Raw genomic sequence first — 14428 nt, forward strand, 5'->3', positions numbered from 1 at the left:
TCTATGGCTCAAATAACCCGTTCAAAATTATCAACACTTTTGGCAGTAGTCCTTAGCCTTGCGTTGCTTTCTCTCTGCTGCCTTGGCTGCGTAAAGAAAAACAAACAAACAACTATACAGGAAACAACTATGAGCAACAAAAACAAACAAGAAACTGCAGCTGAAACCACTCAGGATGTAACTATTACTCTTCTACAGCCAAGTATGGTTCCAGGCAATATTACAAAAAGCCTTGCAGAAATTATACACAACGAGTCTCCATACAAGTTCGATTTGCTCCGCTCTACAGAAAGTGAAGACTACTACATCATGAAGTACGACATTGATTACAGTAAAATTGATATTCCCAATTGTACCGTTGTAGTAGATACACTTCTTCGTACTTTCGACAAAAAAAACAATACAGCATTAGTAAATATTATCCGTGTTCGAGCAACTCCACACATCAAACCTATTACATCTGTAGCTGCTAAAAAACGTTTCACAGAATTTTCTACTGAATGGCATAACACAAACTTAGTACCACAAGGCTTGTACACCGATGATGAAGGAAATGTTGTTTTGTCTTGGGACATTCCTGTAACCGCAAATGCTCCTGTTTTCCCTCATCAGGTTTCCTATGCTGTAGCTGCGTTGATTGAATCTTGGGGAACAATGGGAACAGCAATGAAAGAAGCTGGTATAATTAAATAGACTAATCAGTTTATTTGATTACCACTTTGAGATGAAAAACACTCTCTAGCGGAAGGTGAGATATTGTGAAAGATAATAGTAAAATTGAAATTTTCTTTACAGATATACAAGCACAAGTTGCGCAGGCCAACAGCCTGGAGTCGGAGACACAAAAAGCTTCTGAGCTACTCAACATTATAGCAAAACTTGATGATAACGTATCGCTTTTCATCGAAAAAGAAGCTCGCATAAACGACTACTGCAAGATTGTACGACTTGCCTTACCGACTATTCTTATGTGCAATGAGCTACAGGGTGCATTACAAATATACGACTCACTCACATCATTATGTGATGAATGCGAATATAGCATGCTACACACAACCCTGTACTCCATTGCAGCAACGACAGCGATTGCTGCGTTGAGTACAAACAACATGGACATTGCAAACAAGCTGTATACAGACTTACAAATAATAGAGTCTTACAGTGGAAGCGTTGAAGCAGCTAAAGAACTTGCTCGTGTTGCAATCAGTCTCATGACGACTTCGCTTACTATGGAAGACCATGCGGGGGCAGCAGGTTTATTCGAGGATATTTGCAATCTTTGTCGTAAGCATAGACACACCAGTGTACGCATCTTGCTTGCTGATGCTGCACGTAGTTTATACATTATCAGCCGGCAACAAGATCAATACGAAAATGCGTCTCAAGCATATGTTATTCTGACTGATCCAGAAAAGGGGCTTGTTCGCCATAAAGAATGTGCTCCTGCCGTCGCAGATGCGTTGCTACAAATGTATCAGTTAGAACTGTCATTAAAAGGCCCAAGAACTAAGACGCTTTACTCACTACTGATGCTTGTCACAGAAACAGAGTTAAAATTGGAGAGCGAAGAAGCTACACGTAATGCAATACAACAGCTTTTACTTCTTCAGATTAATGCAATTGCTTTTAATCTTGTTGAAACACAGCCAGATTGTGAAAAGTTTGCAGAACTGATCCCGACTCTCTTTACTAAAGGGAGCAAGGCAAATGCTTCAGGACAGTATTGGATTGTATATGCAGAAATTGCTTCTGCTGGCTTCCTGCATTTTGCTAAACAAAAAAATCTCCAGGCATGTATAGATATTCTTGCGAATGTACGGAACGTTTTTGAAGCTTTTCCTAACGAAGAAGAAATTGCTGATCCGTATGCGACAATGATTGCAAACATTATTGCAGCCACATCTCCGCAAGATAACATAATTTCTATTAAGTTATACAAAGAAATTATAACAAACTGCTTAAAATATCCAACACCACAGTTGCTTTACCCAGCTTTATGGGCATGCAATATTCTTCTTAAAAAACGAACAGGACAACATGTCGTACCATTAAGCACTATGCTTAAACATATGCATGGGCTTAAAGCTCACTGTGTTGGAAATGAAGCTTTACTTGCACGCTATGTAGAGTGTTACAGCACATTCCTGTTTTTTGCCCTTAATCCAGACAACAAAGAGCTGTCCTATTCACAGATTAAAAATGAAATAAACTTACTTTGTGAGCTTATAAAAAACAACGAAGAAGCAGCACGAGTAAAGCTTATTATAGAAAATGCAGAAAGTATTCGCTGTGCAGAACAAGAAGATTTTACAGCATCAAGTGTCCATTTTGAAAAGGCACAAAGTATTGCAGAATGTTTTACAGACTCTTTGATAATTGGAGAAGAGTATGCAAAAGTTGCATACAATTATGCCATTACCAGTGCTAAAAATGACAGTTTGATAGAGTACCAGCGCGCGTACAATACACTTAGCAAACTATGCGATACCCAACCGCAAAATGAACTTGCTGCTGAATTCCTCTCAAAATCTGCTATCTCTTTTGTTCCGATGCTGAAAAGTACATCTAACGATGAAGCTATTACTTTTATTGCCGGGCAAATGGAGCTATTGGAAAGAGCATACCCAAACAACACAACGGTGCAATCTATGTGTCAAGCTATGAAGAAACTAGCAGCTTAAGGCTTGTTTTAGACACAAATTTTTGCGCCATGCCCAATAAAAAAAGCACCTGATCAGGTGCTTTTTTTATTGGCTTTACGTCATTATGCCAGAAAACTTTATTTTTGATTTGTGCCATCTTAAGGGGTGACGTTAGGGAATTTATGCTTTTTTTGTTTTTCATAGAATAAGCTTGTTTTAGGGAGTGTCAGTCGTGTTATAAAAAGAATTAATGCTCTTATAATTATTCAGGTATTCATATTGGTTAATGCTGTGTTAAGGGGAGACGTATCAAGACTCCTGCTGCAGGTCTTTTGCTTTAGTCAAATATTTTGGAGCTTGATGTTTCTATAGTGCAATTGGATGTAAATTTCGCTGTGAATAATCATATAGGCAATACTTTTTCGTTGATGCTGCTTCTGATGTGTTTTGTTATCTGCACTAGATGTTACAGGTAAAAAATATTTTGTTAATAGTCTCTTGTGTTATTGCCTTTTTCTGTTTTTTGTTTGTTTTGAACAACATGCTTTCCATATATTGCACTGTATCTACCCAAACTGTTTCTTGGAATTGAATATCGGTATGACAATGCAACATAAGGAACCAGCATGACTAAACTCCCATCTAGTATCTTTAATGAAGTCATAGGGCCAGTAATGACTGGTCCATCAAGTTCTCATACAGCTGCTCCAACCCGTATCGGAAATCTCTCAGGACAATTGGCCGGTGGAACGCTTTCCCGTGTTGAAATAACTTTTGAAACCAATGGGTCTTTTGCGACGACGTACAGAGGACAGAAATCGGATCAGGGATTGGCCGCCGGATTGTTGGGGATGCTTCCGCAAGATTCTCGGCTGTCTGACGCGTTGTCACTTGTGCGGGATGAAGGCATTGATTTGAAATTTCTTGTTAAGGATTTTGAGGCAGAACATCCGAATGTTGTTTTGCTGGATATTCAGGATGAAAAAGGCGGTCGGGTCTTTGTTAAGGCCTTGTCGACTGGTGGCGGTCGTATTGAATTGAATGAAATTAACGGGTGCCCTGTCTATATGGCTGGGGATTATCATGAGCTAGTGATAATGCTTTCCGAGCATCCAGCGTTTTCAATGGAACAGCTTTGCAGTAAGGTTGAATCGAAGTTGGCGAAAGGTAAGGTTCAAGTTCATGGAAGTTCCGTCAGTGATAACAGTCAAAAGGGGGAAAAGTGGCGTGGTGTCATAGTCATTCATTCTCGTCAGCGTTTGTCACCCGAGTGCCTTGAAGATGTTAAGCAACTTTGTGGAAGTGCAGAACTTCGCCAAGTCGCCCCAGTTATGCCTGTGCTTGCGTCTGCTCGCTGTGAAGTTCCTTTTACTCGTGCAGAGGAAATGCTCTCATGGTGCGTTGAACATGATAATGCTCCGTTGTGGAAAGCAGCCGTTACTTATGAAGCAGCCCGCGGTAATGTTGATGAGTCTGAAGTCGTTACTATGATGGAGTATCTTGCCGGAAAAATGGAAGAAGCCATTACGACGGGACTGACAGGTGATTTTTCTATGAGGGGCTTTTTGATGCCTACCGCCAGTGGATTACAACACGCTGTGAAGGAAAGAAGTTTTATACCGACAGGAATGTTAGATGCAGCAACGGTTATGGCTGTAGCTGTGATGGAATTGAATTCTTCAATGGGGTGTGTTGTGGCAGCTCCTACAGCAGGCTCCTGCGGGGTATTGCCTGCGGCAGTCTTTAGTGCTCTTGATGCTCTTGGTGTGCCGGATGATTGTCGGATGGAAGTTGCTGCAAAGGCTTTGTTGTCCGCAGGGCTTATCGGAGTTTTTATTAGCGAACAATCTACATTCGCTACTGAAGTATGTGGCTGTCAGGCAGAATGTGGTTCAGCTGCGAGCATGGCGGCAGGAGCCTTGGTCAATATGGCTGGTGGGTCTGCGCAGGCTGCATGCGATGCGGCAGCGGTTGCAATGCAGAATTCTCTTGGGCTTACGTGTGATCCAGTTGCGGAACAGGTTGAAGTGCCTTGTATAGGCCGCAATGTTAGTGCAGTTAGTAATGCCGTAACTTCGGCAAATCTGGCAATGCATGGATTTAAGGGAAACTTGCCGTTTGATGACGTAATTTGCGCCATGTGGGAAGTGGGAAATTCTATGTCAGATACCTTGAGATGTACTGGAAAAGGTGGGCTGTGCACAACTCCTTCCGGAGTTAAGATAAAAGAAGAAGTCGATAGAATCCGTTTTGCCTCGTAATAGGAAAAGTGTTGCTGCGCTGGAAGCCATTTAGGGGAAAGACGTTCCTTCTTCTTTTGCTTTATGTAATAGTTAGAATCTAGTCATATGTAAGGTTTGAAATAATACGGCTTTCATACAGTAGTGTGAGAGCCGTATGGTTTTAGTATTTTGTTTTTAAGGATTAATGTTCATTGCTAGACAGTCTTAACAGGCTGGTCATACGGGCAGTGCCTGCCACGAGTTACTACTTTGTCATGCGGTAAGAGCAAGAAAGAGTCCTGCGCAGCCAAAGAATATTTCAAGTACGAGATAGGAGACTAGGACCATGTTTGCTTTGCCCTCAACACACCAATTGATAGTGCGCCCGAATGCTAAGCCAAACATAAACACTGTCAGTGAACCAAGAGCTGCCTTTATATCTATGAATCCCCAGAATGCGAGCATCCAGTAAACAATAAATCCCAGATAGAGTCCCATAATTGAGCGGAAGATATTGGCATGGTTTATTGTCCGGATCTCAATACGGTAGAGCTTTTTTACTGTAAATTTAGGACAAATCCCGTACGCAAGAGCGATGGGAAGCACGCTGATTGAACTTATGAGCAACAGCATTTCAGCAGGAGTCATTTCGGGCATTTTTCCCTCCTGATAAATGGAGTTGATGGTATTGTGATTCATCTGCTGTCTTGATGAAAAGCCAAGCCAAATAGAATAGCTATGTGTAATTTTTCTATTTTGTCAGGCTACGGCGTCTTCCGCATTTATTAAGTAATCTAATAACTGTCTTTGGTAGCAGGCGGATGAATATCTTTGATTTAGTATGTTGTTAGCAGAAAATAGTGTAATGTAGATGTTTCGATTTGCCTCATGGTTTTGATTACATTTACTGCATAGCAAGGTACTTTGTATGATTAAAAATATTCTCCCTAAGTCTCCGGTTGTAGCAGCTGGAGTGGGTATTCTTTTAGGAGCAGGGATTGGTGGTATCAGAGGCTGGCTAGGAGTCAGGCGCGGTGAGATGACGCAGAGGGATGCCGTTGCTGGTGCAATTAAACAAGGTGTCTTGTTTGGCGGTGTTGCGGCGGTATCCTCACTTACCTCGGCAAGTAAAGGCGGCGGAGCTGGTCTTGCAACTATGGCTGTCATGGGGCTTAGCGGAGCCAGTGGCGGTCTACCTTCTTTGCTAATGGGAGCGACTGGTGGCCGTGGCGGTGGTATGGGCGGCATGCGTGGTGGCATGGGCAAATCTGGTGGCGGTCAAGGTGGTCAGGGAGCTGTCTCATTTAAAGAGGGAATGCAGACTTCTGGATCAATGCTGGATACATTTTCGTACTCCGTCACAGATATGATTATGCCTGAGCTAAAGAATTTGAAATTAGCTGAAGTTCAGCCTGTGTCTGGATCAGTTGACTCTGAAGTCCAGCTTGAAGCTGCTACACATTCTACTTCTGAAATGGAAAATGTAACCGAACCTGAAGGCGCTGCTGAAATTGAATATAAGTATTTTTGATCGGCAGGAATAGTCTGTTATAATGGTATCTCTGAGATAGGAATAGAGTTAAGTAAGCTGTAAACACTAGCGGCTTCAGTCAGGATGAATGGAGTTTTTATGGATTTTACTACAGTTGCTAAGTTGCGGAAATATTTAACGGTAAAGCATCACATTCCCGGTAGAATTCGTATTACTTTTGATAGAGCAATCATTACGGATCCAGAGGCGCTTAAGCTTGTTAAGACAGCACCAAAAATGCCGGATGCAGTGAAGAAGACAAGTGTAAATATTTTTTCTAAGTCTCTTGTCATTGAGTATGACGCAGACCGTATTCCGCCTCAGTTATTAGAGGACTTGATCAACGCACCTTCGGATGAGGCTGCTAGCGTCATTGTAGAAAAGCTGTATAGTCTTTTGTATGGTGTATAGAGAATGTTTTCTTATCCCTATCTTGATATCAGGATAGGGATTTTTTTATGCAAAAAAATATGTTGACGATGATAATCGTTTTCACTAAATAGGATGATATAAATTGCATGGAGGGGGACCCCGATGGATCAAAATATTCGGGAAAAGGCAAAGCGTTTTGCTGCGCAGTGCGATGAATTACCACAAGTAGAAACATGTTGTGCTCATTCTGTTGAAGAGCTCAGAAAGCGTTCACGGAAAAGAGATTACGGGTTGCTGATGTCACTGTGTGGGGTGATGGTATGTAATCAATTGAACCTAGGTGTCGGGCAGGCTGTTTGTCAGGGATTGATGAAGGTTTTAATGAATAATGTTTCACAGCAGGTATATCAAAACTAGGTCATTCGAATAGATTCAGTTGTTTCGATTATATGAATCTATATTCTTTTGCTAGAGAGCTTTTTGTAATGAAGTCTTTGCGATACAATCTATCGCAAAGACTTTTTTTTATCCAAGTAGGAGGAACTCGCTTTGAAGGAATTCTCTGAAAAATTATTGTTAGTGGCAGCCGGTGCCGCTGTTGGAGCAATAGGCTATCTGGCATGGAAAAACAGGGATGAGCTTCATGATTTGCTCGATCTTGTTCTTGATAAGGGAAAAGAACTTGTTGAGCAGCAGGTGGAGGATTTGGGAGGTGTGCCAACTGTTTCAACGCCTCCAGAAGAAGGAGTTAAGTGATGGCTGTAAATAGGTTAGCGTACTTTTTGGCAGGGGCAGTGCTTGGAGCTGCGGGACTGGCAATGGTGAAAAGCGGAAAAGGCAAACAGCTTGTTTCTGGAGTGATTCATGGTGGCTGCGGGCTTGCAGAGAGTGTGCTGGCCCGTGTGGAAACCGTCAAGGAAGATATTGAAGATTACGTGGCTGAAATGAAATACAAGGCTGAACAGGCTAAAGAGGCTGCCGCTGAAGCAGAGGATACGTCCGTAGAGCCAGAAGTAGAGCCTGCGCCTGAAGCAAAAGAGGAAAGCACTGTCGATTCCTCAGAGAGCAAGGGTGAATAAAGTTTCATTTGCACGGAATATTGTGTGAGTTTTGGTGCGGACACATAGTAAGTGGCGGAGAATACATGACGGTAATACGAAGCCATCCGGGGCGTATCCGGTTTTCGGCTCAAACGCCTGAAGCTGTCCAGCTATTGCAGCAGGAGGCAGAAGCAGCGCTTGATCAGATTGAGACACACGTCGCGGTGAAATATAATCCTCGCACAAAACGCGGGTTGCTGACTTTTGAAAAAAGTAGCGACCTGACAAACCTGCTCGTAGATGTGATTGAAGGGATGGCGCATCAGCTTGCGTCCTCAACGGTATCTGTAGATGTTCAAAAAACAGCTGATGAGGTGGCTGTTGATGTACAGGTTACCCCTCCCGAGGATGACGTCGAACATTCTGTTTGGATTATCTCAAAAAAGGTTATGAACCACTACATGGGGCGCATGTTTATGCCTCCCACTTTGCTTCCGTACTGGACTGCATTTAATGTGGCTCCACTTATATGGAAAGGGTTGAACTCCTTGGGGCAACGTAAGCTGGATGTGAATGTGCTGGATGCTGCCGCTGTAGGAGCAGCATTTGCGATGCGCGATTATCGTACGGCAGGTACTATTAATTTGCTGCTCGACATCAGTGCAACATTGGAAGACTGGACCAAAGAAAAATCGCGACGTGATATTGCTGCATTGTTTGACGGTGAAAAAAAGCCGGTGTGGGTTCTGCGTGATGATGAGCCTGTGGTCGTTTCATCAGAAGAACTTGTAGTAGGTGATCTTGTAGTTGTTCGTTCCGGAGCACGTATCCCTGTAGATGGTGTTGTTGCAGACGGGCTTGCTCTTGTTAACCAGTCTTCAATGACAGGGGAGCCATTTGCGGTTGAAAAAGGTGTTGAGAGTGAGGTGTATTCCGGAACCGTTGTAGAAGAAGGGCGTATTATTGTACACGCCAATGCCGTCGGTAGTGATACACGTTTTTCTAAGATTGCTAAAATATTAACAGAGTCTGATGAGCGTAAAGCAGAGATACATTGTCAGGCTGTTAAAATGGCAGATAAGATTGTACCGTTTTCTTTTGTACTTGCAGGATTAGTTTACGTTGCAACTCGTAATGCTAGACAGGCTGCAGCCGTATTACTTGCTGATTACTCGTGCGCAGTCAAGTTGGCGACACCGCTTGCAGTTCGTTCTGCAATGCTGGAAGCTGCACATAACGGTGCAGTAATTAAAGGCGGAAAGTATCTGGAGTCTTTATCTAAATTGGATGCTGTTGTTCTTGATAAGACCGGAACTTTGACAGAGGCACGTCCAGAGGTTGTAGAGATTTGCTCATTTAACGGATATACTGACCAATTTGTATTACAGCAGGCTGCATGTATGGAGGAGCATTTCCCGCATCCTGTTGCTGACGCTATTGTTCGCAAGGCCGATGAGGCTGGGTTGGTACATTCTGAAGATCATGCCGAAGTTGAATATATACTCGCGCATGGCATTGTAACAACGTTGGATGGGCAACGTACTGTTTTGGGCAGCAGGCATTTTGTGCACGAGGATGAAGGAATTTCGTTTGATGTGGCTGAGGATGCAATCGCAGAGTGCTCCGGTGCCGGGATTTCGTTGCTGTATTTTGCGTGCGGGGACAAGCTGGCCGGTGTAATAGCGATTAAAGACCCTCTTAGGGGGGATGCCGGACGGTTTATTCGTAACTTGGAGCAAATGGATGTGGAGCGCATTATTATGCTTACAGGCGATGGCGAGGATACAGCGGCATCCGTTGCGGCGGATCTTCAGCTCAAAGAGTATTATGCTCAGGCACTGCCTGATGAGAAGACTGCGCTGCTTAATACCCTTCGATCTCAAGGGTACACTGTGGCCATGGTAGGCGACGGTATTAATGATTCGGCAGCATTGACCGCAGCTGACGTCGGTGTATCCATGAAACATGGTGCGGACATAGCCCGCGAGGCGTGTGATATTCTACTTACAGGTGAGCGGCTGGATAGCTTTACAGATGCTATGGAGATAGCAAAACGTACCATGCGGCGTATAAGATGCAATTTTATGTTCATTGTCGCAAGTAATACGCTGCTTATAGGGCTGGGCATTGTGGGGGTGATTACCCCTGCGTTGATGGCGTTGTTGCACAATATTGGAACGGTGGTGACATGCGTACATTCTATGCGTCCTATGTTACCGGCACGTACCATCGCCTAGTTGAGATGATTTTTAGTTAGCGAGTTACGCTTGCTGTCAGAAAATATGTTGGTATCATGTCGTTAAAAAAGCCATGCGGTCATTGTCGCATGGCTTTTTTTTATGAAAATAATGTTCGTCTGTTTTGATAGATGTGTGTCGCCATCAACGATAGCCAGATTACGCCAGAGAAAGCGTGTGCATCTTCAGATATGGTCAGCAGGCTGAGTGTGATAACTCCTGCTCCAAGCAATCCTCGTTTTACATAACGTCTTCCTCTTTTGCTGTTAATCGCTTGGCTAACACTACGCAGCTTGTCCTTTACCTGTTCTGGATCCATTCCCAGCGATGATGCGATTGTTGAAAAAAGTTGTTCAGCACGGATTTTTGCATGGTCAAAGATCACAAGTAAGCTTCCTACTCGTTTGTTGACGGCAACTTCAACTACTCCCTTTGTTTTTGTCAGCGCTTCTTTAACAGCTTTTGCTTTCTCATCAAATTTAAGTGACTCGCATCTAAAGCGAAAACGTGAGTGGTATGTTGTTGTACTCATAGGTGTGCCTCCTTCTGCTAATTTTTAGACTACGCGGAATTTTTGTGCCTTAAAGTATATTTACTGATGCACTGTGGTGGAGTTTTTAGGGGGATTTGTAGGCAAGAGAATGTGTGAGGCGGTGTCGTTAATGTTGAATATATACAAGATCTTAGTGTGTTTTGCTGTTGTGTTGAGTGGGGGTTGTGTCGATGAGTATGGCAGAGGTAAGACGGGGGCGGTAAAAATAGTAAAGAGGCAGGTACAATAGACCTGCCTCTTTAATTGCTTGCTGATACGTTATAACTGCTCGACAGTGCTGTAACTGCTGGGCGAGAGCTGGTACGTTACTGTAAGTTTAATGCGAGGGTGTTGCCAGCGCATTCGTCAAAAATGCGAGCCTTACAAGTAGTGCATTTTTCAGTATTGACGGAAGCAGCAAGTTTTTTAATCGCAACTCGTTTGTTTGCGAAAATATGGTCATTTCCAAATTGTTGCAGAACGCCAGCCCTGTTCAGCATTCCCCTTACTTCAGGGTTCAGGGAACTCAGATACATTTCACAGCCTTTTTCACGGAATGCCTCTCGTTCTGAAGAGAACATTTCACATCCTGCAATATCAATAAATGTTACAGCCTTAAGTATCACAAGAAGTTTTGTTTGTGTAGGACATTCATCAATTTCTTTATGCAGGCTTTCAATAATGTTGTTAGTGGCTCCAAAGAAGATTTCACCGCGTAAGCGGACGATCTTGATTTGTGGACATTCAAGAACTTTTTCGCTTGTTACTTCAACAAAAGAAGAGATGCCTGCCTCGTCCCGTTGCAAGGTGATGGAAGCAAGTTCTGGATGTGATGTTTTGTTGATATACAGGAGGAGGGAAAGAATCACACCGACATAAATTGCAAATTCAAGGTGCAGGAAAAGAGTGGAAAGCAACGTTACGAGCATTACTCCGAATTCCTGACGGCTTGTTTTCATGATGCCTTTGATGTGGTGAAAATCAATCAGCCTGAATGCAACAACCATGAGAACTCCTGCCATGGCAGGGATTGGCAGGTAGGCTGTTACAGGTGCAATAAGTAGCAGGATTCCAGCGAGAAAACATGCTGCAAAGACTGCTGCAGCTGGAGTACGTGCACCAGCTGTGTAGTTTACTCCGGTACGTGTGAAAGAGCCGGATGCTGCATAGCAGGAGAAGAAGCTGCCAGCAATGTTGCATAGCCCCTGTCCTGTAAATTCTTGATTTGTATTAATATGCTGTTTTGACTGCATTGCAATAGAGCGTGCAATGGAGAGTGCTTCTGTGAGACCTAGAATAGCTATGGCGAGAGCACTAGTGCCGAGTTGCTCAACAGTTGTCATGGACAGGTTTGGAATGACAAATTGTGGAAGGTGTGAAGGCAGAGCTCCCAAGAGTTTTATTCCGGCATCTGCACCACCAAGAATGTATGCAACAATACCACCGCAAATAAGTGCGGAGAGCATGTGAGGGAGTTTCGGGACGTACTTTTGAATGAAAACCGAAATAAGCATCGCGACAAACCCGATAGTCAGGGCAGGTGTACTTATTTGGTTTATGTGATTGATAAGATGAGGTAATTTTTCATAAAAAGCAGATCCTGATGGGAACGCTATGCCGGTGAAGTTACCAAGCTGGCTGAAACCGATAAGTATTGCAGTCCCTGATGTAAAGCCGACAACAACAGAGTGAGAAACAAAATTGATTAGCGTTCCGAGTTTCATCAGGCCGAATAGCAGTTGGATGATACCGGTAAGGAGTGTCAGGGAAAAGACTGCGGTAATATATTCGCTAGATAGCGGTGTGTATAGCTGACTGAGGTTTCCATAAATAACAAGTGAAACCGCAGTGGTCGGACCGGATATAAGGTGTCTTGAAGACCCGAAAAGCGCTGCAACAATGGTAGGTACAATTGCAGAATACAATCCGTATTCTGGTGGGAGACCTGCGATTGCGGCGAAGGCAACACCTTGCGGAAGTACAATAATTGCTCCACTTAACCCTGCGTTTATATCAAGCTTTAAGGTCTTGATAGAGTATGTTTGTAACCAGCTGAGGAAAGGAAAGAGTTTTAGATAAGCAGAAGCTGTTGACACCGATTAATCCTTTTAAAAACATTTTTTATTGTAAGGTTTTTTGCTATATTAGGTAAATGAAATTAGAATGTTACATGTTGCATATGGTGAAAAAAATTGTTTGAGTAAAGCGGGTGACAGAGAGTTTTGTGGATGAAAAATATAGTAACGTTTTCGTTCTGCAGTTGCGGTAATAATGAAATTCGCGTTCTACAGTCTCAAATGTAAGCATCATCCAGTTACTGTAGTTATATATACGTAATCAGTAGTTCAAACTATTTAAAAATTCTTATCGTGTTCATGAGAAAAATTGAGGGCGTGTAATAAAAGAACTTTTTGCCTGTAAATGTAGCTTGTTGAGTATCTACTGTTGAGGTTGCAGTTGACGGCTTTCTATACGTATTTATTATATTTTTTCGAAGTGATTCATTAGGAGAAAACAGAATGGGAACTTCTGTAGATAGGACTGAACAGTTTTGCCAGAAGCTGTGTGATATACTGAATTATGGTGCATTAAATACGGCAATGGGCATTGGATATGCGTCTGGTGCGTTTGAAGCGTTGGCTAATTTTGATGAACCTGCTCCGTGTGAATCCATTGCCCTGCAAGGCGGCTTGGACGAGCGTTATTTTCAGGAGTGGTTGGGGGTCATGGTTACGGGGGGGATTGTCGAGGTGACTGAAGAATATGGCGTCGAATTGTACTTCCTGCCTAAGGAGTATGTTCCGCTTCTTACTCGTAACGGTGGCAATGCCAATCTTGGTGTATACACACAGGAAATTCCATTACTGACTCAAGGGGTGCTGAATGAGGTTGTTTCTGGAATGCGGAATGGTGAGGGGATAAGTTATGCGCAATATCAACCATTTTATGCCTTTATGGAACAACTTGCGAATGCGAAACACAAACAGGTACTTGTTGATACGTTTCTTCCTTCTGTTCAGAATGGAGTCATAGTTGAACGCTTGAAGCAGGGCATCCATGTTTGTGATATCGGCTGCGCAGATGGTCTTGTTCTGCAGTTAATGGCAGAGGCTTTTCCAAATTCAACCTTTATGGGGTTTGATATTGCAGAGGAAAGTATTGAGAAAGCACAAAAGCGTGCTGCAGAGATGGGGTTGAAGAATATTCAGTTTAAGGTTCAGGATGCCGCAGCAGAAGTTGTTGAGGCTGAACAGTTTGATTATATTATGGCTTTTGATGCAATTCATGATCAGACTCGTCCGTTTGAAGCACTGAGGAATATACAGCTGATGCTCAAATCTGGTGGTGTTTTTTCAATGATTGATATTGCCGCGAGTTCCTCTGTTGCAAAGAATAAGAATCATCCTATGGGAGCTTTTCTGTACACAGTAAGCTTGATGCATTGTATGCCTGTTGGCTTAGTAGAGAATGGCATGGGACTTGGAATGATGTGGGGCAGGGAGCAGGCGTTGGAGCTGTGTTCAATTGCTGGTTTCAGTTCTGTTGAAGTGTACGATATTCCTGAGGACGGGTTTAATAGTCATTACCTGTGCTATAAATAAACGCAGAATAAAAAAGGTCGGAGGCATAGTCGTTAATATGCCTCTGACCTTCGAATACCCGCGGACGGGGGGTAAAGGCTGTGAAAAAGATTGAGGTGCAGAAAATCTTTTTCACACCAGTTCTTCTTAGTCGGGGTATTGAAAATAATATGTTTTCTTAGCACATAGTGGAGTAGGAATACAGGGGGTAATTATTGAGAATTGTTTAAAAATACTAAATAATGTTAGAAGGGGATATGAACTTTCTGGT

13 protein-coding genes are annotated in these 14428 nt (G+C 43.0%); 10 read left to right on the forward strand and 3 right to left on the reverse strand.

The window, feature by feature from the left end:
* Positions 1–3 precede the first annotated feature (3 nt).
* The 3 genes from BUR09_RS07515 (at position 4) to BUR09_RS07525 (ending at position 4903) form a co-directional block, all read left to right on the forward strand.
* On the forward strand, positions 4–693 hold the full coding sequence (locus BUR09_RS07515; RefSeq protein WP_074216313.1) for a hypothetical protein: 690 nt from the start codon (positions 4–6) through the stop codon (positions 691–693).
* 65 nt (positions 694–758) lie between these two features.
* Positions 759–2681 carry a hypothetical protein gene (locus tag BUR09_RS07520; RefSeq protein ID WP_074216314.1) on the forward strand — a complete coding sequence of 641 codons (1923 nt, stop codon included), beginning with the start codon at positions 759–761 and terminating at the stop codon, positions 2679–2681.
* A gap of 587 nt (positions 2682–3268) precedes the next feature.
* The gene (locus tag BUR09_RS07525) at positions 3269–4903 is read left to right on the forward strand and encodes an L-serine ammonia-lyase, iron-sulfur-dependent, subunit alpha (protein WP_074216315.1); all 1635 of its coding nucleotides are present in this window, start codon (positions 3269–3271) and stop codon (positions 4901–4903) included.
* 234 nt (positions 4904–5137) lie between these two features.
* Here BUR09_RS07525 and BUR09_RS07530 read toward each other — a convergent pair whose 3' ends face one another.
* A complete protein-coding gene (locus BUR09_RS07530; RefSeq protein ID WP_175566003.1) occupies positions 5138–5521 on the reverse strand; it encodes a DUF4345 domain-containing protein in 384 nt (127 codons plus the stop codon).
* A gap of 271 nt (positions 5522–5792) precedes the next feature.
* Here BUR09_RS07530 and BUR09_RS16695 point away from each other — a divergent pair, with 271 nt between their 5' ends.
* The 6 genes from BUR09_RS16695 to BUR09_RS07560 all read left to right on the forward strand — a co-directional run bounded on the left by BUR09_RS16695 (position 5793) and on the right by BUR09_RS07560 (position 10044).
* Complete coding sequence (locus BUR09_RS16695) at positions 5793–6395, forward strand: hypothetical protein (protein WP_074216316.1); 603 nt, start codon at positions 5793–5795, stop codon at positions 6393–6395.
* 99 nt (positions 6396–6494) lie between these two features.
* The gene (locus tag BUR09_RS07540; protein ID WP_074216317.1) at positions 6495–6806 is read left to right on the forward strand and encodes an HMA2 domain-containing protein; all 312 of its coding nucleotides are present in this window, start codon (positions 6495–6497) and stop codon (positions 6804–6806) included.
* A gap of 123 nt (positions 6807–6929) precedes the next feature.
* Positions 6930–7184, forward strand: a complete 255-nt coding sequence (locus BUR09_RS07545; RefSeq protein WP_074216318.1) for a hypothetical protein — start codon at positions 6930–6932, stop codon at positions 7182–7184.
* Positions 7185–7316: 132 nt separating this feature from the next.
* On the forward strand, positions 7317–7523 hold the full coding sequence (locus BUR09_RS07550; protein ID WP_074216319.1) for a hypothetical protein: 207 nt from the start codon (positions 7317–7319) through the stop codon (positions 7521–7523).
* Positions 7523–7846, forward strand: a complete 324-nt coding sequence (locus tag BUR09_RS07555; protein WP_074216320.1) for a DUF6110 family protein — start codon at positions 7523–7525, stop codon at positions 7844–7846. Before BUR09_RS07550 ends, BUR09_RS07555 begins: the two co-directional genes overlap by 1 nt.
* A gap of 65 nt (positions 7847–7911) precedes the next feature.
* Positions 7912–10044, forward strand: coding sequence for a heavy metal translocating P-type ATPase (locus tag BUR09_RS07560; protein ID WP_074216321.1), 2133 nt, complete (start codon positions 7912–7914; stop codon positions 10042–10044).
* Positions 10045–10144: 100 nt separating this feature from the next.
* Here the strand turns inward: BUR09_RS07560 and BUR09_RS07565 are convergent, their stop codons facing one another.
* Together BUR09_RS07565 and BUR09_RS07570 are read right to left on the reverse strand one after the other, a co-directional pair.
* Entirely contained in the window at positions 10145–10576 is a 432-nt protein-coding gene (locus BUR09_RS07565; protein WP_074216322.1) for an HMA2 domain-containing protein, read from the reverse strand.
* 326 nt (positions 10577–10902) lie between these two features.
* Complete coding sequence (locus BUR09_RS07570; RefSeq protein ID WP_074216323.1) at positions 10903–12672, reverse strand: SulP family inorganic anion transporter; 1770 nt, start codon at positions 12670–12672, stop codon at positions 10903–10905.
* A gap of 423 nt (positions 12673–13095) precedes the next feature.
* Here BUR09_RS07570 and BUR09_RS07575 point away from each other — a divergent pair, with 423 nt between their 5' ends.
* Positions 13096–14178, forward strand: a complete 1083-nt coding sequence (locus tag BUR09_RS07575) for a methyltransferase domain-containing protein (protein ID WP_074216324.1) — start codon at positions 13096–13098, stop codon at positions 14176–14178.
* Positions 14179–14428: the final 250 nt, after the last annotated feature.

The sequence above is a fragment of the Halodesulfovibrio marinisediminis DSM 17456 genome (assembly GCF_900129975.1).
In the GTDB taxonomy this organism is placed as follows: domain Bacteria; phylum Desulfobacterota; class Desulfovibrionia; order Desulfovibrionales; family Desulfovibrionaceae; genus Halodesulfovibrio; species Halodesulfovibrio marinisediminis.